General features: G+C 67.4%; 18 protein-coding genes. 12 read left to right on the top strand and 6 right to left on the bottom strand.

The window, feature by feature from the left end; all coding sequences use genetic code 11:
- Positions 1-40 precede the first annotated feature (40 nt).
- A complete protein-coding gene (locus SY91_RS00965) occupies positions 41-577 on the bottom strand; it encodes a peroxiredoxin family protein (RefSeq protein ID WP_006477707.1) in 537 nt (178 codons plus the stop codon).
- A 157-nt stretch (positions 578-734) separates the two neighbouring features.
- Between SY91_RS00965 and SY91_RS00960 the strand changes: the two genes are divergently transcribed.
- Positions 735-1,307, top strand: coding sequence for a hypothetical protein (locus SY91_RS00960; RefSeq protein ID WP_185921009.1), 573 nt, complete (start codon positions 735-737; stop codon positions 1,305-1,307).
- Positions 1,308-1,640: 333 nt separating this feature from the next.
- Here the strand turns inward: SY91_RS00960 and SY91_RS00955 are convergent, their stop codons facing one another.
- Positions 1,641-3,245, bottom strand: coding sequence for a YifB family Mg chelatase-like AAA ATPase (locus tag SY91_RS00955; protein WP_124477334.1), 1,605 nt, complete (start codon positions 3,243-3,245; stop codon positions 1,641-1,643).
- A 243-nt stretch (positions 3,246-3,488) separates the two neighbouring features.
- Positions 3,489-3,740, bottom strand: a complete 252-nt coding sequence (locus SY91_RS00950; protein ID WP_006489451.1) for an accessory factor UbiK family protein — start codon at positions 3,738-3,740, stop codon at positions 3,489-3,491.
- Positions 3,741-4,095: 355 nt separating this feature from the next.
- Between SY91_RS00950 and SY91_RS00945 the strand changes: the two genes are divergently transcribed.
- From SY91_RS00945 to ptsP, 7 genes are all read left to right on the top strand, one after another.
- Positions 4,096-4,434 (top strand): P-II family nitrogen regulator, encoded by a 339-nt coding sequence (locus SY91_RS00945; protein WP_006398175.1) that lies wholly within the window; start codon positions 4,096-4,098, stop codon positions 4,432-4,434.
- Between the two features lie 37 nt (positions 4,435-4,471).
- Positions 4,472-5,974: an ammonium transporter gene (locus SY91_RS00940; RefSeq protein ID WP_006477712.1), complete on the top strand. Its 1,503-nt coding sequence runs from the start codon at positions 4,472-4,474 to the stop codon at positions 5,972-5,974.
- 243 nt (positions 5,975-6,217) lie between these two features.
- On the top strand, positions 6,218-7,507 hold the full coding sequence (gshA, locus tag SY91_RS00935) for a glutamate--cysteine ligase (RefSeq protein WP_006477713.1): 1,290 nt from the start codon (positions 6,218-6,220) through the stop codon (positions 7,505-7,507).
- A gap of 27 nt (positions 7,508-7,534) precedes the next feature.
- Complete coding sequence (gshB, locus tag SY91_RS00930; protein ID WP_006477714.1) at positions 7,535-8,491, top strand: glutathione synthase; 957 nt, start codon at positions 7,535-7,537, stop codon at positions 8,489-8,491.
- A 237-nt stretch (positions 8,492-8,728) separates the two neighbouring features.
- The gene (locus SY91_RS00925; protein WP_006477715.1) at positions 8,729-9,199 is read left to right on the top strand and encodes a PTS sugar transporter subunit IIA; all 471 of its coding nucleotides are present in this window, start codon (positions 8,729-8,731) and stop codon (positions 9,197-9,199) included.
- Positions 9,200-9,273: 74 nt separating this feature from the next.
- Complete coding sequence (locus SY91_RS00920; RefSeq protein WP_006477716.1) at positions 9,274-9,543, top strand: HPr family phosphocarrier protein; 270 nt, start codon at positions 9,274-9,276, stop codon at positions 9,541-9,543.
- 201 nt (positions 9,544-9,744) lie between these two features.
- Positions 9,745-11,517, top strand: coding sequence for a phosphoenolpyruvate--protein phosphotransferase (ptsP, locus tag SY91_RS00915; RefSeq protein ID WP_027807186.1), 1,773 nt, complete (start codon positions 9,745-9,747; stop codon positions 11,515-11,517).
- A gap of 67 nt (positions 11,518-11,584) precedes the next feature.
- On the opposite strand, the gene SY91_RS00910 is transcribed toward ptsP, so the two are convergent.
- The 3 genes from SY91_RS00910 to gpmA form a co-directional block, all read right to left on the bottom strand.
- Positions 11,585-12,337 (bottom strand): HesA/MoeB/ThiF family protein, encoded by a 753-nt coding sequence (locus tag SY91_RS00910; protein WP_006487067.1) that lies wholly within the window; start codon positions 12,335-12,337, stop codon positions 11,585-11,587.
- 103 nt (positions 12,338-12,440) lie between these two features.
- The gene (locus tag SY91_RS00905; RefSeq protein WP_011546283.1) at positions 12,441-13,988 is read right to left on the bottom strand and encodes a S41 family peptidase; all 1,548 of its coding nucleotides are present in this window, start codon (positions 13,986-13,988) and stop codon (positions 12,441-12,443) included.
- A 232-nt stretch (positions 13,989-14,220) separates the two neighbouring features.
- Complete coding sequence (gpmA, locus tag SY91_RS00900; protein ID WP_012329275.1) at positions 14,221-14,967, bottom strand: 2,3-diphosphoglycerate-dependent phosphoglycerate mutase; 747 nt, start codon at positions 14,965-14,967, stop codon at positions 14,221-14,223.
- 135 nt (positions 14,968-15,102) lie between these two features.
- Here gpmA and SY91_RS00895 point away from each other — a divergent pair, with 135 nt between their 5' ends.
- The 4 genes from SY91_RS00895 to SY91_RS00880 all read left to right on the top strand — a co-directional run bounded on the left by SY91_RS00895 (position 15,103) and on the right by SY91_RS00880 (position 17,409).
- Entirely contained in the window at positions 15,103-15,525 is a 423-nt protein-coding gene (locus SY91_RS00895) for a rhodanese-like domain-containing protein (protein WP_006481558.1), read from the top strand.
- A complete protein-coding gene (gene grxC, locus SY91_RS00890; protein WP_006477722.1) occupies positions 15,522-15,782 on the top strand; it encodes a glutaredoxin 3 in 261 nt (86 codons plus the stop codon). Before SY91_RS00895 ends, grxC begins: the two co-directional genes overlap by 4 nt.
- 107 nt (positions 15,783-15,889) lie before the next feature.
- Complete coding sequence (gene secB / locus SY91_RS00885) at positions 15,890-16,384, top strand: protein-export chaperone SecB (protein WP_006477723.1); 495 nt, start codon at positions 15,890-15,892, stop codon at positions 16,382-16,384.
- A gap of 26 nt (positions 16,385-16,410) precedes the next feature.
- Positions 16,411-17,409, top strand: coding sequence for an NAD(P)H-dependent glycerol-3-phosphate dehydrogenase (locus SY91_RS00880; RefSeq protein ID WP_034174378.1), 999 nt, complete (start codon positions 16,411-16,413; stop codon positions 17,407-17,409).
- The last annotated feature ends 7 nt before the right edge of the window (positions 17,410-17,416 follow it).

The raw sequence follows: 17,416 nt of genomic DNA, 5'->3' as shown, positions 1-17,416 counted from the left end.
AGAGGCGGTGCGCGCCCCTTCGAATCCGATTCGGCGGCGCTCAGGCCGCGTTGCCGTCGAGCGCCTTCTTGAGCAGCGCGTCGAGTTCCGCGAATTGCGGCGCGCCGACGTAGCGCTTCAGGATCTTGCCGTCCTTGTCGACGACGAAGGTCGTCGGCGTGAGTTGCACGTTGCCGAACTGCTTCGCGACGCTGCCGTCGTCGAGCGCGACCTTGAACGGCAACTGGCGCGTCTGCGCATAGTTCGCGACGTACATCGGCGGATCGTAGTTCATCGCGACCGCGACGAATTCCAGCCCCTGGCCCTTGAAGCGATTGTAGGTGTCGACCATCTGCGGCATTTCCTGCATGCAGGTCGCGCAACTGGTCGCCCAGAAATTCACGAGATAGACCTTGCCCTTCAGGTCGCCGCCGGTCGAGACCTTCTGGCCCGACAGCAGCGTGAAGGTCGCGTCCGGCACGCTGGACTTGCCGTTGAACGCGAAGAAGCCGGCGACGGCGATCGCCGCGACGACGGCGGCCGCGACGATATAGCGGACGGGGCCGGTACTGCGGCGGGCGGGAGGCGTGGTGTTCATCTGGTGCTCTCGGAGTCGATGACGCGGATCGATGCAAAGGACGTCGAAATTCGGCGCTCATTTTAGCGCGAATGCGGCGCGCGCACCGGCGGCGACCCCGCATCCCGGTTTTCAGGTTCGGCGGATAATGGCCGTTTTGCCTGCCGCGATCCACGCCATGCCGAAGGAAGTCCCCGATTCGTTGCGCCCCCTTTTTCGCCCGCTGCGACACTTCGCCGCGCTGGCCTGCATGAGCGCTGCGCTGGCCGCATGCTCGCCGTCGTACGACTGGCGCACGCTGCACAACGATGCCGGCTACACGATCGACCTGCCGGCGAAGCCGACCGTCGAGGAGCAGCCGGTGGCGCTCGGCGGCACGTCGATGCCGATGCGGATGCAGGCCGCACACGTTGACGGCGCGGTGTTCGCGGTCGGCACGCTGACGCTGCCCGATGACCGCGACGACACGCGTCGCACGGCGCTCGACTTCCTGCGCGCGGGGCTGTCGCGCAACCTCGACGGCGCGCCGCAGACGGCCTCGGTGCCCGTGCCGCTCGCGGCCGGCGGCGCGGTGAACGGGCTCGAACTGCGTATCGCGGGGGCTGCCGCCGGCGGCGATCGTGCACGCAAGACGATCGTCGCGCGGCTCGCCGCGCGCGGCCGGCACGCATACCAGGCCGTCGTGATCGCTGACGGGCCGCTTGCGCAGGAGCAGCTGGACCAGTTTTTCGGCTCGTTCAAACTTGATTGACGGCGGCCGGCGAGGGCGTTCCGACAGGCAGCGGCAACTGAAAGTTCATTCGCAGCTTTCGACGCTAATCGCCGGATTTTGCGAGGGTTTTTCGGCTATCCACAGCGCATGTGGATAACTTTGTTGAAAAGTCGCACGGATTTCCCGCAAAGCCGCGCCGGACGGCCTTCCGGCTCGTTTGGTCGCCCGTTCGCCCTTTGAGAAAAATCAATCAAAACAACGGGATACGCATTCCGTCCGGCAAAGGCCGCGGCGAGCCGCGATCCGGGGCCGGATTAGGGGAATTGTGCATAAGTCAAGTCTTGACAGCCTGATTTTGTCCTCCCAACGCGCTCACAGCGCCGTCAGCGCACGCCTGTAGCGGATCGCCTCGGCGATCTGCGCGGCCGTCGGCAGCGGGTCGCCGGCCAGGTCGGCGATCGTCCGCGCGACTTTCAGCACGCGGAAATACGCGCGCGCCGACCACCCGAAGCGCTCGCCGGCCTCGCGCAGCAATCGCTCGCCTTCGTCGGTGGGCCGGCACAGGTCGTCGGTTTCGCGGCCGCTCAGCATGTGATTCGTCTTGCCCTGCCGAGCGAGCTGCAGCGCACGCGCCTGTGCGACCCGGGCGGCCACCGCCGCGCTCGGCTCGCCGGGCGCCGTCGCGCGCGTCGCGAGTTCCGCCGGCGACAGCGCGGGCAGGTCGATCTGGATGTCGATGCGATCGAGCAGCGGCCCCGACAGTTTGCGCAGATAGCGGGCGGCCACGTCCGGCGAGCAGCGGCAGCGCCCGGACGGATCGCCGTGCCAGCCGCACGGGCACGGATTCATCGCGGCGATCAACTGGCATGCGGCGGGGAAGTCGGCCTGCTGGGCCGCGCGCGAGATCGTGATGCGGCCGGCTTCGAGCGGCTCGCGCAGCATTTCCAGTACGTGCCGGTCGAATTCCGGCAGTTCGTCGAGAAACAGCACGCCAAGGTGCGCGAGCGTGATTTCGCCCGGCTGCGGCGGATTGCGGCCGCCCACCAGCGCGGTGGCGCTCGACGAGTGGTGCGGTGCGCGGAACGGCCGGCGGCGCCACTGCGCGGGCGAGAAGCCGAGCCGGCTCGCGGACAGCAGCGCGGCCGAGATCAGCGCCTCGTCGTCGGTCAGCGGCGGCAGCAGCCCGGCGAGGCGCGCGGCCAGCATGGACTTGCCGGCGCCGGGCGGGCCGACCATCAGCATGTGATGGCCGCCTGCAGCCGCGACTTCCAGCGCGCGCCGGGCGCCGCGCTGGCCGACGACGTCCGCGAGGTCGGGCGCGGCGGGTGCCGGCAGGCCGTCGAGGCAGGGCGCCGCGACCGGCGCGAGCCGCCCGTCCGGCGCATCGGCGAGGTGCGCGCACAGCGCGGGCAGGTCGCGTGCACCGAATACGGTCACGCCCGGCACGAGCGCGGCCTCGGCGGCGCTGTCGAGCGGCAGGTACAACTCGGGCGAGCGCGACGTCGCGGTGCAAGCGCGCGTCTCGCCGCCATCCAGGCCCGGGCCGCCGGCGAGGCCCGCGCCGGACGCCTCCGTGCGCCAATCCCGCGCGGCGCCGCACGCCATCGCGAACGCGCCGCGCATCGGCCGCAGTGCGCCCGTCAGCGACAGCTCACCGGCGAATTCGCGGCCGGCCAGCGCGTCGGCCGGGATCTGGCCGTTCGCGGCGAGGATGCCGAGCGCGATCGGCAAATCGAAGCGGCCCGATTCCTTTGGCAGATCGGCCGGCGCGAGATTGACGGTGATGCGGCGCACCGGGAATTCGAACCCGCAGTTCTGCAGCGCGGCGCGCACGCGCTCGCGGCTTTCGCGGACTTCGAGATCGGGCAGGCCGACGATCGAGAACGACGGCAACCCGTTGGCGAGATGGACTTCGACGGTGACGTCCGGCGCGCGGCCGGAGGCGGGCGCGCGACTGCGCACCACGGCGAGCGACATGGCGAGGCTCCTGTAAAAGCAGGCGGACGACGGCCGTTGGGGGCCGCATGCCGCGGGAATCGGAGGAATCGGGTGCGCGCTTGCCGGCGTGGCGCGGGGAAAGAACGAGGTGTTGCGGAACGACGAACTGCGAAGAGCGATGGACAGCGAAGAGCGAGGTGCAGCGAAGAACGACGGACGACGAAGCGTGGCGGAAGGTGGCGGGTGCGGGCCGCACGACGCGGCCCGCACCCGGGTGGAGCGTCAGGCCTGCGGGGCCGCGAGCTTCTGCTCGAGTTCGGCGACGCGCTTTTCGAGTTCCTCGAGGCGCACGCGGGTGCGGGCGAGCACCTGCGCCTGGGTGTCGAATTCCTCGCGCGTGACGAGATCGAGCTTCGAGAAGCCTTGCGACAGCATGGCTTTCACGTTGCGCTCGACGTCCTTGGCCGGCGAGTTTTTCAGCAAATCGCTGACGCGCGACTGCAGATCGTTGAAAACGTCGCTGGGTTGCTTCATGTGATTCCCCTTCCTTGCACAAAAAATGTGCATCTTCAGTTGCGTACGTGCCCATGATGCACGCATGACCGGAAATGGTGCGCGCGGGGCGCGAATTCCGGGCATGGCGCCCGCATGGGTGAATGGCCCGGCGATCCGGGACGTGCGTGCACTCTAGCAACGATCCTTTCGCCGCGCCAGCAAACCGGGCCATGTTGGCCATTCGGCCGGGCTTTTGCGCCTTACACCGCGGGATGTGACCCCGTTCCGGAGCCGTTCGAGACGGTGTTCGGGCCAACATGGCATGCGAGTTGCTGAGAAGAGTCCGTTACAACATTCCAACTCATTCGACGGGACAACCCAGCGAGAGGACTTCATGAAACTCATTACCGCAATCATCAAGCCGTTCAAGCTCGATGAGACGCGCGAGGCGCTGTCGGCGCTTGGCGTCTCCGGCATCACGGTGACGGAGGTGAAAGGGTTCGGGCGCCAGAAGGGGCACACCGAGCTGTACCGCGGCGCCGAATACGTGGTCGATTTCCTGCCGAAGATGAAGATCGAGGCGGCCGTGTCCGACGATCTCGTCGACCAGGCGGTGGAAGCGATCGAGCGGGCCGCGCGCACCGGCAAGATCGGCGACGGCAAGATCTTCGTCACGCCGATCGAACAGGTGATCCGGATTCGCACCGGGGAGACAGGCGCGGACGCGCTGTAACAGAACAGACAAGACAAGCGACAAGAGGAAACCCAAGATGCGAAAACTTCTGATGTCCCTGCTGATGGCCGGTTCGCTGATCGCGACCGGCGTCGGCTCCGCGCTCGCCGACGACGCGGCGTCCGCCGCGGCAGCTTCCGCGCCCGCCGCCACCGCTTCCGACGCATCGGCCGCCGCTGCACCGGCCGCTTCGGCGCCGGCCGCCGACGCATCCGCCGCTGCCGCACCGGCTTCGGGCACGGCCGACGCATCGGCTGCCGCCGCCGCGTCCGCGCCGGCCGCCCCGGCCGCGCCCACCGCCCCGTTCTCGGTCGATTCGTCGAAGATCAGCGCGGGCGATACCGCGTGGATGCTGACGTCCACCGCGCTCGTGCTGTTCATGACGATCCCCGGCCTCGCGCTGTTCTACGCGGGCATGGTCCGCAAGAAGAACGTGCTCGCGACCGTGATGCAGAGCTTCGCGATCACCGCGGTGATCACGGTGCTGTGGACGGTGGTCGGCTACAGCCTCGCGTTCACGCCGGGCAACGGCTTCATCGGCGGGCTGTCGCGTGCATTCCTGCACGGCATGAACTACATCAAGGGCGACAAGGCGACGACGCTGACCGTCAGCCATCTCGCGTCGACGATTCCGGAATCGGTCTACTTCGTCTACCAGATGACGTTCGCGATCATCACGCCGGCGCTGATCTGCGGCGCGTTCGCCGACCGGATGAAGTTCTCGGCGATGCTCGTGTTCATGACGCTCTGGTCGCTGATCGTCTATGTGCCGATCGCACACATGGTGTGGGAGCCGACCGGCTGGCTGTCGGCCGACGGCGTGCTCGACTTCGCGGGCGGCACGGTGGTGCACATCAACGCCGGTATCGCGGGCCTCGTGTCGTGCCTCGTGCTCGGCAAGCGCGTCGGCTACGGCCGTGAATCGATGGCGCCGCACAACCTGGTGCTGACGATGATCGGCGGCTCGATGCTGTGGGTCGGCTGGTTCGGCTTCAACGCGGGCTCCGCGGTCGCGGCCGACGGCCGTGCCGGCTTCGCGATGCTGACCACGCAAGTGGCGACCGCCTGCGCGGCGCTCGGCTGGATGTTTGCCGAGTGGATCGCGAAGGGCAAGCCGTCGGTGCTCGGCATCGTGTCGGGCGCGGTCGCGGGTCTCGTGGCGATCACGCCGGCCGCCGGTTTCGTCGGCGTGGCGGGCGCACTGGTGATCGGTATCGCGGCGGGCGTCGTCTGCTTCTGGTCGGCAACCTGGCTCAAATCCAAGCTCGGCTACGACGATTCGCTCGACGCGTTCGGCGTGCACGGCATCGGCGGGATTCTCGGCGCACTGCTGACGGGCGTATTCGCGGTCAAGGACATCGGCGGCTTCGACGGCAGCCTGCTGCTGCAGGCCAAGGGCGTGCTGATCACGCTGGTCTACAGCGGCGTGCTGAGCTTCGTGCTGCTGAAGCTGATCGACCTGACGATCGGCCTGCGCGTGACCGAAGAGGAAGAGCGCGAAGGTCTCGACGTGATCCTGCACGGCGAGCACGTGGAATAAGTCACACGAATCAACGGCGGGCCGCCGCGATGACGGCGCCCGCTCCGAATGAGCGCAGCGACTTCGGCCCGCCTACCCGGCGGGCTTTTTTTCTCCTGTCACCCGCTGCCGTAGCGGATAACCCTTCACTCTATCGGGTCAATAGCCGAAAAGTTCCTCGATATCCTTGCGAAGCCGGGAACAATCCCCAAATGGGCAAGGCAATTGCTCTACAATCTTCATTCTCCCGCTCGCGAGTGATTCATGGTTCCCCACCTCGTTACCGCGTTGAACGGTCCGCTGCTCGAACTCGAGCAGAAGATCCTCGACGCGACGCCTGCGATCGAACGCTGGTTCAGGCTCGAATGGCAGGAACACACCCCGCCGTTCTATTGTTCGGTGGACCTGCGCAATGCCGGCTTCAAGCTGGCGCCCGTCGACGCGAACCTGTTTCCCGGCGCGTTCAACAATCTGCCGTCCGAAGTGCTGCCGCTCGCCGTGCAGGCCGCGATGGCCGCAATCGAGAAGATCTGCCCGGACGCGAAGAATCTGCTCGTGATTCCCGAGCTGCCGACCCGCAACGCGTTCTACCTGGAAAACGTCGCGCGCCTCGCGACGATCATGCGCCAGGCCGGCCTGAACGTGCGCTTCGGCTCGCTCGACCCGAGCATCACCGACATGACGCCGATCACGCTGGCCGACGGCCAGAAGATCGTGCTCGAACCGCTCGAGCGTTCGCAGCGCCGCCTCGGCCTGAAGAATTTCGATCCGTGCTCGATCCTGCTGAACAACGACCTGTCGGCCGGCATTCCGGCCGTGCTGGAAAACCTGCACGAGCAGTACCTGCTGCCGCCGCTGCACGCGGGCTGGGCCGTGCGCCGCAAGTCGACGCATTTCTCGTGCTACGACGACGTCGCGAAGAAGTTCGCGAAGATGGTCGGCGTCGATCCGTGGATGGTGAATCCGTATTTCGCGCACGTGGAAGGCGTCGACTGGCAGGCGCATGAGGGCGAGCAGGCGCTCGCCGACGCGATCGACGGCGTGCTGAAGAAGATCGCGCGCAAGTATCGCGAATACGGGATCAGCGAGAAGCCGTACGTCGTCGTGAAGGCCGACGCGGGCACCGCAGGCCGTGGCGTGATGACCGTGCACGACGCGGCCGAGATCGGCCGCATGACGAAGGCCGAGCGCGCGCAGATGGCCGAATCGAAGGCCGGCCTCGCGGTGCGCGACGTGATCGTGCAGGAAGGCGTCTACACGTTCGAGCGCGTCGGCGACGAAGTGGCCGAGCCGGTCGTGTACATGATCGACCGCTACGTGGTCGGCGGCTTCTACCGCACGCACGGCGGCCGCGAGCGCGACCAGAACCTGAACGCGCCCGGCATGCACTACGTGCCGCTCGGCTTCGAGCACACCGCGCTGCCGGATGCGGGCGCGAAGCCGGGCGCCGCGCCGCCGAACCGTTTCTACATGTACGGCGTCGTCGCGCGGCTGTCGCTGATCGCGTCGTCGATCGAACTGGAAAAGACCGATCCCGAAGCCATCCAGGTGTAACGGACCTTCGCTACGTACAGGACCCGCATGGACATTCTTTTTATCGCCGACCCGCTCGAGCATTTCAAGATCTACAAGGATTCGACCTACGCGATGATGGCGGAGGCCGCCCGGCGCGGGCATGCGGTGTACGCGTGCGAACCGCGCCATCTCGCGTGGACGGGCTCGGCCGTCGAGGCCGACGTGCGGCGCATCACGTTCGTCGGCGAGCTGGACGACCTGCATCGCGACACCTGGTTCGAAGCGGGCCCGGTCGACGCGCGCCGTCTCGAATCGTTCGGCGCGGTGCTGATGCGCAAGGACCCGCCGTTCGACATGGAGTACGTGACGTCGACGTGGCTGCTCGAGCTGGCCGAGCGTGCGGGTGCGCGCGTGTTCAACAAGGCGCAGTCGATCCGCGACCATTCGGAGAAGCTCGCGATCGGCGAGTTTCCGCAGTTCGTCGCACCGACGCTCGTCACGCGCGACGCGAAACGGCTGCGCGCGTTCCACGCCGAGCATGGCGACGTGATCCTGAAGCCGCTCGACGGGATGGGCGGGATGGGCGTGTTCCGCGTGAAGCCGGACGGCATGAACCTCGGCTCGATCGTCGAGATGCTGAGCCACGACGGCACGCGCTCGGTGATGGCGCAGAAGTTCATTCCCGAGATCAAGGCCGGCGACAAGCGCATCCTGCTGATCGGCGGCGAGCCGGTGCCGTATTCGCTCGCGCGGATTCCGCAGGGCAGCGAGGTGCGCGGCAATCTCGCCGCGGGCGGGCTCGGCGTCGCGCAGCCGCTGACGGCCCGCGACCGCGAGATCGCCGACACGCTCGGGCCCGTGCTGGCGTCGCGCGGGCTGCTGCTGGTCGGGCTCGACGCGATCGGCGACTGGCTGACCGAGGTGAACGTCACGAGCCCGACGTGCTTCCGCGAGATCATGGAGCAGACGGGCTTCGACGTCGCCGCGATGTTCATCGACGCGCTGGAGCGTGCCGCCGCGTAGGCCCGACCCGTTTCCCGCGCAACCCCGGCGGCGGCCGCGCAGGTCCCCCGTCGCCGGAGCAGCTTGACCGGCCTGCTACAATGCCCGCTTGCCCGGTGCCGTGATCGGCGCACCGAAGGCCCGGCGGTCGGGCCGACACTGTTGCAAGGCTGAACATGAAACGTTCCCCACACTCGCTACGCTCATTGCCCCGCCGCGGGGTATCGGCCCGCCAGGGGCGGCCGGGAGCGATCTGACATGGCCGGAATCCTGATCATCGCGCACGCTCCGCTCGCCACCGCGCTGCGGGACTGCATCGCGCACATCTACGGCGGCGTGCCCGCCCGCATCGGCTGCATCGACGTGACGGCGGACAGCGATCCGGCCCAGGTGATGGCCTTTGCGCACGCGGAACTCGCGCGGCTCAAGGAAGAGAACGGCGTGGTCGTGCTGACCGACATGTACGGCGCGACGCCCGCGAACATCGCAGGCCAGCTCGCGAAGCTCGACAACGTGCGCGTGCTGGCCGGCGTGAACCTGCCGATGCTCGTGCGGGCCGTCTGCTACCGCACGGTGCCGCTCGACAAGCTGGTCGACAAGGCGCTGTCCGGCGGCGCGAAGGGTGTCCACGAGGTGTCGGCCGGCACGCCGCCGCCGCCGTCGGAAACCGGCTGCGGCCAGTGCGCGCCGATTCCGCCCGAACCGCAGCCGCGCACCGAATCGCACTGACCGCCCCGTTTTCCGTTTTAGACTGACCCGCCGACGCCCGTCGCCGGCGGCCTCGACCGACCCGACCGAGAATCATGCTTCAACAAGAAACCACCATCGTCAATAAATTGGGGCTCCATGCACGCGCATCGGCCAAGCTTACGCAACTGGCCGGCAACTTCCAGTCGGAAGTCTGGATGACACGCAACGGGCGCAAGATCAATGCGAAGAGCATCATGGGCGTGATGATGCTGGCGGCCGGTATCGGCAGCACCGTGACGATCGAGACGGAAGGGCCCGACGAGCGGGAAGCGATGGATGCGCTGCTGAAGCTGATCGCCGACAAGTTCGGCGAAGGCCAGTGATCGCCACGCGGAATCATTGCCGTTTCCAGTCAGAATGCCGCGGATGTCGCGGCATTTTTTTCGTCGGAAGCATTGATGCGGAATGCGCAATGCTGCGCTGCATGCAGTCAGCAGGGAGTCGCGGAATTTATAATCGCTAACCGGGGTCATAAGCGCATCGCAGCAGTGTGCCGCGGCTTTACTTGTACAGAGGAGGTGCGCGTGTCCTTCACGCTGCATGGCATTCCCGTCTCACGAGGTATCGCGATCGGGCGAGCGTATCTGATCGCGCCGGCGGCGCTCGACGTCGCCCATTACCTGATCGAGGCCAACAGGACCGACGCCGAAGTGGAGCGATTCCGCACGGCGCTCGACGTCGTGCGTCGCGAGCTCGAAGCGCTGCGCGCCGACCTGACCGACGACACCCCGAGCGAAGTCGGTGCATTCATCGACGTCCACACGATGATCCTGAGCGACGAGATGCTCGTGCAGGAAACCATCGACCTGATCCGCACGCGCCGCTACAACGTCGAATGGGCGCTGACCGAGCAGCTCGAACTGCTGACGCGCCATTTCGACGACATCGAGGACGAATACCTGCGCGAGCGCAAGGCCGACATCGAGCAGGTGGTCGAGCGTGTGCTGAAGGCGCTCGCCGGTGCGCCGTCCGCGTCGCAGGCGCTCGACGGCGCGGCCAGGAACGGCACGAACGACATGATCGTCGTCGCGCACGACATCGCGCCGGCCGACATGATGCAGTTCAAGACGCAGTCGTTCCAGGCGTTCGTCACCGATCTCGGCGGGCGCACGTCGCATACGGCGATCGTTGCGCGCAGCCTCGGCATTCCGGCCGCGGTTGGCGTGCAGCATGCGAGTTCGCTGATCCGCCAGGACGACCTGATCATCGTCGACGGCGACCAGGGCATCGTGATCGTCGATCCGGCGCCGATCGTCCTCGAGGAATATTCGTACCGCCAGTCCGAGAAGCTGCTGGAGCAACGCAAGCTGCAGCGCCTGAAGTTCTCGCCGACGCAAACGCTGTGCGGCACGAAGATCGACCTGTACGCGAACATCGAGCTGCCCGACGACGCGAAGGCGGCCGTCGAGGCCGGCGCGGTCGGCGTCGGCCTGTTCCGCTCCGAGTTCCTGTTCATGCACGAGAAGGAGATGCCGGAAGAGGAGGAGCAGTTCGCCGCGTACAAGCGGGCCGTCGAGTGGATGAAGGGTATGCCGGTGACGATCCGCACGATCGACGTCGGCGCCGATAAACCGCTCGAGGCGCTCGACGAAGGCTACGAAACGGCGCCGAACCCGGCGCTCGGGCTGCGCGCGATCCGCTGGAGCCTGTCCGAGCCGCAGATGTTCCTCACGCAGTTGCGCGCGATCCTGCGCGCGTCCGCGTTCGGCCAGGTGAAGATCCTGATCCCGATGCTCGCGCACGCGCAGGAGATCGACCAGACGCTCGACCTGATCCGCGAGGCGAAGCGGCAGCTCGACGACGCGGGGCTCGCGTACGATCCGAACGTGCGCCTTGGCGCGATGATCGAGATCCCGGCCGCGGCGATCGCGTTGCCGCTGTTCCTGAAGCGCTTCGATTTCCTGTCGATCGGCACGAACGACCTGATCCAGTACACGCTCGCGATCGATCGCGCCGACAACGCGGTCGCGCACCTGTACGACCCGCTGCATCCGGCCGTGCTGCATCTGATCGCGTACACCTTGCGCGAAGCGAAGCGCGCGGGCGTGTCGGTGTCGGTGTGCGGGGAGATGGCGGGCGACCCGGCGCTCACGCGCCTGTTGCTCGGGATGGGGCTCACCGAGTTCTCGATGCACCCGAGCCAGTTGCTCGTCGTGAAGCAGGAGATCCTGCGCGCGCACCTGAAGGCGCTCGAGAAGCCGACGGCCGACGTGCTGGCCGCGTTCGAGCCGGAGGAAGTGCAGGCGGCGCTGCAGCGGCTGGCGGTCGCCGAGCCGCGGGCGGACGCGGCCGCGTAGGCGTTTTCGGCGCCGCTGACTGTAGCGAAGTGTCACGCATGCGCGTTCGGCGCATGCCCGTCGCGCGTCAGTGCCGGCCCCCGCATACGGGGCAGTCGGCCTGGCGCGCGATTTTCATCGTCGTCCATTCCATCCGCAGCGAATCGAGCATCATCAGCCGTCCGTTGAGCGTCTTGCCGATGCCGCCGATCACGCGCAGCGCCTCGGCCGCCTGCATCGCGCCGATGATCCCGACGGTGGGCGCGAACACGCCCATCGTCGAGCACGCGACTTCCTCGAACGGCTGGTCTTCCGGGAACACGCACGCATAGCAGGGCGCGGCCGCATCGCGGAAGTCGAACGTGCTGATCTGGCCGTCGAAGCGCAGCGCGGCGCCCGACACGAGCGGCACGCCGTGCGCGACGCACGCGCGGTTGATCGCATGCCGCGTCGCGAAGTTGTCGGTGCAATCGAGCACGACGCTCGCGTGCGGCACGTGTGCGTCGAGCCACGCGTCGTCGACGCGTTCCGCGACCGCGTTCACCGTCACCTCGGGATTCAGTTGCGCGAGCGCGTCGCGCCCCGATTCGACCTTGCTGCGGCCGACCGATGCCGTCACGTGCAGGATCTGCCGCTGCAGGTTCGTGAGATCGACCGTATCGGCGTCGACGAGCGTGAGCGTGCCGACCCCCGACGCCGCGAGATACATCGCGGCCGGCGAGCCGAGGCCGCCCGCGCCGACGACGATCGCATGCGCGTCGAGAAAGCGCTGCTGCGCTTCGATGCCGATCTCGTCGACGAGGATGTGGCGGGAGTAGCGAAGGAGTTGATCGTCGTTCATGGGGAGCGTGAGCGAGGCGGGCGGACGTTCGTTATTTTAGGCGCGCATGAAAAACGGGCCATCGCGGTCTTCCCGCGATGGCCCGTTGGATGCCGGCTGGCGCTTACTTCGGCGCGGATGCCGGCTTCGGTGCGGAAGCCGGCTTCGCGGCGCTGGCGCCCGACGCCTTCGCGGCCGCCTTGGCGGCCGGGCTCTTCGCCGTGCTCTCGGCGAGCAGCGACTTCGATTCCTGGACCGGCTTGCCTTCGAGCTTGTTGAGCGCCTGCTGCATCATGAAGTCGTCGGCGCTGCCGAACTCGATCGGCTTGCGATCGCGATCCTTCTGGCGCTGCTCCGGCGTCTTCTTGTCGTTCTGCTCTTCGAGAACGCGCAACTGATCCATCCGGCGCTGCTCGCGCTCTTCCTGTTCCTTCTTCTCGTTCGGATCCTGCGTGTTCGCGAGGTGGTTCGTGTAGTCGACCTCGCGCGTCACGAGCACGTCGTCCGGATCGCCGTCCGCGTACTGATCGACCGGCACGTCCGGCGTGATGCCCTTGTTCTGGATCGAACGGCCGCTCGGCGTGTAGTAGTACGCGGTGGTCAGGCGCAGCGCGGTGTCGGCCGTCATCGGGCGGACCGTCTGCACCGAACCCTTGCCGAACGTCGTCTTGCCCATGATCTGCGCGCGCTTCGAATCCTGCAGCGCACCGGCGACGATTTCCGACGCGGACGCCGAATACGCGTTCGTCAACACGATCATCGGCACGGTCTTGAAGACCGGCGGCAGGTTCTTCAGCGGATCGCCGTCGAAGGACGGCAGGCGATAGTTGTCGTACGTATCGCGGTAGACCTGCTTCGAATCGGGGATCTGGCCGTTGGTCGACACGACGACCGAGTCGGGCGGCAGGAACGCGCCGGCCACGCCGACCGCGCTCTGCAGCAGGCCGCCGCCGTTGTTGCGCAGGTCGAGGATGAGGCCCTTCAGGTTCGGCTGCTGGCGCGCGATGTCCTGCAGCTTCTGCGCGAGATCGGGCGTCGTGCGCTCCTGGAAGCTCGTGATGCGGACATACGCATAGCCCGGATCGAGCATCTTCATCTTCACGCTCTGGACCTTGATGATCGCGCGCGTGACCGTGACCGGGAACGTGCGGTCGTCGCTCTTGCGGAAGATCGTCAGCGTGACCTTGGTGCCCGGCTCGCCGCGCATCTGCTTGACGGCCTTGTCGAGCGTCATGCCGCGCACCGGCTTGTCGTTGATGCGCGTGATCAGGTCGCCCGGACGGATGCCGGCGCGGAACGCGGGGGTATCCTCGATCGGCGAGATCACCTTGACGAGGCCGTCTTCCTGCGAGATCTCGATGCCGAGGCCCGCGAAGCGGCCCTTCGTCTGCTCCTGCAGCTCGTCATAGTCGGTCTTGTCGAGGAACGACGAGTGCGGATCGAGGCTCGACACCATGCCCTTGATCGCCGCCGTCAGCAGCTTCTTGTCGTCGACCGGTTCGACGTACTCGCGCTTGATCTGCCCGAATACTTCCGCGAACAGGCGGAGCTGGTCGAGGGGAAGCGGCGCCGTGGCGGTCTGCTCGGCCGATGCGGAAACCTGCAGCGTGGCGAACACGCCCGTGGCGAGGCCCGCGGCAATCAGGCCGATGTTCTTCAAATTCATTCGCATAGAGAGTCTGGTGCGGTCGGGAAGCGCGTGGCGGTAGCGGGGATGTAGCGGACAAGTATAACTGTTCGTCCGATAACTCAGTGGAACGGCGCGAAAAGCGTCGAAAAGGCCGCAGAGGCCCCGGCGGGGCACCGCCAGGCGCGCTGCGGGGTTCGAAAGCGGGTTCGACCGCAGCGGGGCCGGGAAGGTTCGCGCGGCGTGCGGGCCGGGGCCCGGCACGCCGCGCCGGGCGTCAGCCCGCCTTGCCTTGCTTCGCGACGGCGGCCTGCGCCTGCGCGATCGCGTCCTGGTCGCCGAGGTAATAGTGCTTGATCGGCTTCAGGTTCTCGTCGAGTTCGTACACGAGCGGCACGCCGTTCGGGATGTTCAGGCCGACGATGTCGCTGTCCGAGATGCCGTCGAGGTACTTGATCAGCGCGCGCAGCGAGTTGCCGTGCGCGGCGATCAGCACCTGCTTGCCGGCGCGCACCGCCGGCGCGATCGACTCGTTCCACAGCGGCAGCACGCGCGCGACCGTGTCCTTCAGGCACTCGGTGAGCGGCAGCTGCTCGCGCGGCACCTTCGCATAGCGCGGGTCGTTGAACGGCGCGCGCTCGTCGGTCGGCTCGAGCGCGGGCGGCGGCGTGTCGTAGCTGCGGCGCCACACGAGCACCTGCTCGTCGCCGAACTTCGCGGCCGTTTCCGCCTTGTTCAGGCCCGACAGCGCGCCGTAGTGGCGCTCGTTCAGGCGCCACGAGTGGACGACCGGCAGGTACATCAGGTCCATCTTGTCCTGCACGTGCCACAGCGTGCGGATCGCGCGCTTGAGCACCGACGTGTACGCGATGTCGAACGTGTAGCCGGCCTCCTTGAGCAGTTCGCCGGCCTGGTAGGCCTCGTTGCGACCCTGTTCGGTCAGGTCGACGTCGACCCAGCCGGTGAAGCGGTTTTCCTTGTTCCACGTCGATTCGCCGTGGCGGATGAGAACGAGTTTGTACATGGATCTTGCGGTCGGTAGTGATGGGAAGCGGGGCGCGCCGCACGGGACCGAACCGGGGCCCGACATCGCGCAAGACGGTTATTTTATAATGGTCGGATTGTCCTCATCCGATTTCTCTTTTTCCGGCGGCATTCCGTGACGTTCTTTACCAATTACACGAACCTGGCCCTTATCGCGATCCTGCTGGTTTCCGGCGGCCTGCTGGCATGGCCGGCCCTGCGCCGCGGCCGCGGCGGGCTGTCGGCTGCGGAAGCGACGCAGCTCATCAATCGCCGCAACGCGGTCGTGATCGACCTGCGTGCCGCCTCCGATTTCGCCGCCGGCCACCTGCCGTCGGCGCGCCAGGTCGCGGCGGGCGAGATCGGCGCGAAAATTGCGCAGGTCGCGAAGAACAAGAGCACCCCGGTGCTGCTCGTCTGCCAGAATGGCCAGCAGTCGCAGAAGGCGGCACGCGAGGTCGAGGCGGCGGGCTACGCCGAGGTGCACGTGCTCGAAGGCGGCGTGGCCGCCTGGCAGCAGGCCGGGATGCCGGTCGTCAAACAAGGAGTGGCGAAGTGAACAAGGTTTTGATGTACAGCACGCAGGTGTGTCCGTATTGCATGCAGGCCGAGCGCCTGCTGAAGCTGCGCGGCGTCGAGCAGATCGAAAAGGTGCTGATCGATCGCGATCCGGCCCGCCGCGAGGAAATGATGACGCGCACGGGGCGCCGCACGGTGCCGCAGATCTATATCGGCGACACGCACGTCGGCGGCTACGACGATCTGTCGAAGCTCGACCGCGAAGGCGGCCTCGTGCCGCTTCTGCAAGCGGCCTGATTAGGGCAGAATGGCCGCCGGCCGCGCCGCGGGTCGGGCGCGCAGGATTCATCCGTGGCGGCCGGCGAACAGCCGGGCCGCCCCGTCACCACTTTTAGGGAAACACCATGTCCGACGTCGAAAACCAACCGTTCTTCAACATCCAGCGCGTCTACCTGAAGGATATGTCGCTCGAGCAGCCGAATTCGCCGGCGATCTTCCTCGAGCAGGACATGCCGTCGGTTGAAGTCGAAGTCGACGTCAAGGCCGACCGTCTCGCGGAAAGCGTGTTCGAAGTCGTCGTGTCGGGTACCGTCACCGCGAAGGTGAAGGACAAGGTCGCATTCCTGATCGAAGCGAAGCAGGCCGGCATTTTCGACATCCGCAACATTCCGGACGAACAGCTCGACCCGCTCGTCGGCATCGCATGCCCGACGATCCTGTTCCCGTACCTGCGCTCGAACATCGCCGACGCGATCACGCGCGCCGGCTTCCCGCCGATCCACCTTGCGGAAATCAACTTCCAGGCGCTGTACGAGCAGCGTCTCGCGCAGCTTCAGCAGCAAGCCGGCGCCGCAGCAGGCGCACCGAACGGCGCGCCGAATGGCACGACGCTGAACTGACGTTTCACTCCGGACCGGTGCTGGGTATGAAAGTAGCCGTTCTCGGCGCCGGTGCCTGGGGCACCGCGCTCGCGGGCCATCTGGCCGCGCGGCACGATACGCTTCTGTGGGCGCGCGACGCCGCGCTCATTGCCGGGCTGCAGGCCCGGCACGAAAATTCCCGCTATCTGGACGGCATCGCGCTGCCTGACGCGCTGCGCTACGACGCCGATCTCGGCGCCGCGCTCGCGCATGGCGCCGCGGACGATGCGCTGTGCGTGATCGCCGCGCCGGTGGCCGGGCTGCGCACGCTGTGTCACGCGATGCGTGACGCCGGCTGCGTGCCTGCGCACGTCGTCTGGGTCTGCAAGGGCTTCGAGGCCGACACGCATCTGCTGCCGCATCAGGTGATCGTGGCCGAACTGCCCGAACAGCAGAGCAACGGCGTGCTGTCGGGCCCGAGCTTCGCGCGCGAGGTCGGACAGTCGCTGCCCGTCGCGTTGACGGTGGCCAGCGTGTCGGCCGAATGCCGCGAGCGCACGCTCGCCGCGTTCCACCACGGCGCGATGCGGATCTATACGGGCGACGACGTGGTCGGCGTCGAGGTCGGCGGCGCGGTGAAGAACGTGCTGGCGATCGCGACCGGCATTTCCGACGGCCTCGGCCTCGGGCTGAACGCGCGTGCCGCGCTGATCACGCGCGGCCTCGCCGAAATGTCGCGGCTCGGCGTGGCGCTCGGCGGCCGCGCGGAAACCTTCACGGGCCTCACGGGCCTCGGCGACCTGATCCTCACCGCGACGGGCGACCTGTCGCGCAATCGCACGGTCGGGCTGCAACTGGCGGCCGGCCGCACGCTGAACGACATCCTCGGCGCGCTCGGCCACGTGGCCGAAGGCGTGCGCTGCGCGCAGGCCGTGCTGGCGCTCGCGCGCGCGCAATCGATCGACATGCCGATCACGCAAGCCGTGTGCGGCGTGCTGTTCGATGGCATCGCACCGCGCGACGCCGTCAGCGGCCTGCTGCGCCGCGACGCACGCGCCGAGTAGCACGGGC

Source organism: Burkholderia cenocepacia, assembly GCF_014211915.1.
GTDB lineage: Bacteria > Pseudomonadota > Gammaproteobacteria > Burkholderiales > Burkholderiaceae > Burkholderia > Burkholderia orbicola.
Note: the sequence above shows the minus strand (reverse complement) of the source record. Positions and strands in the feature narration are given on the sequence as shown.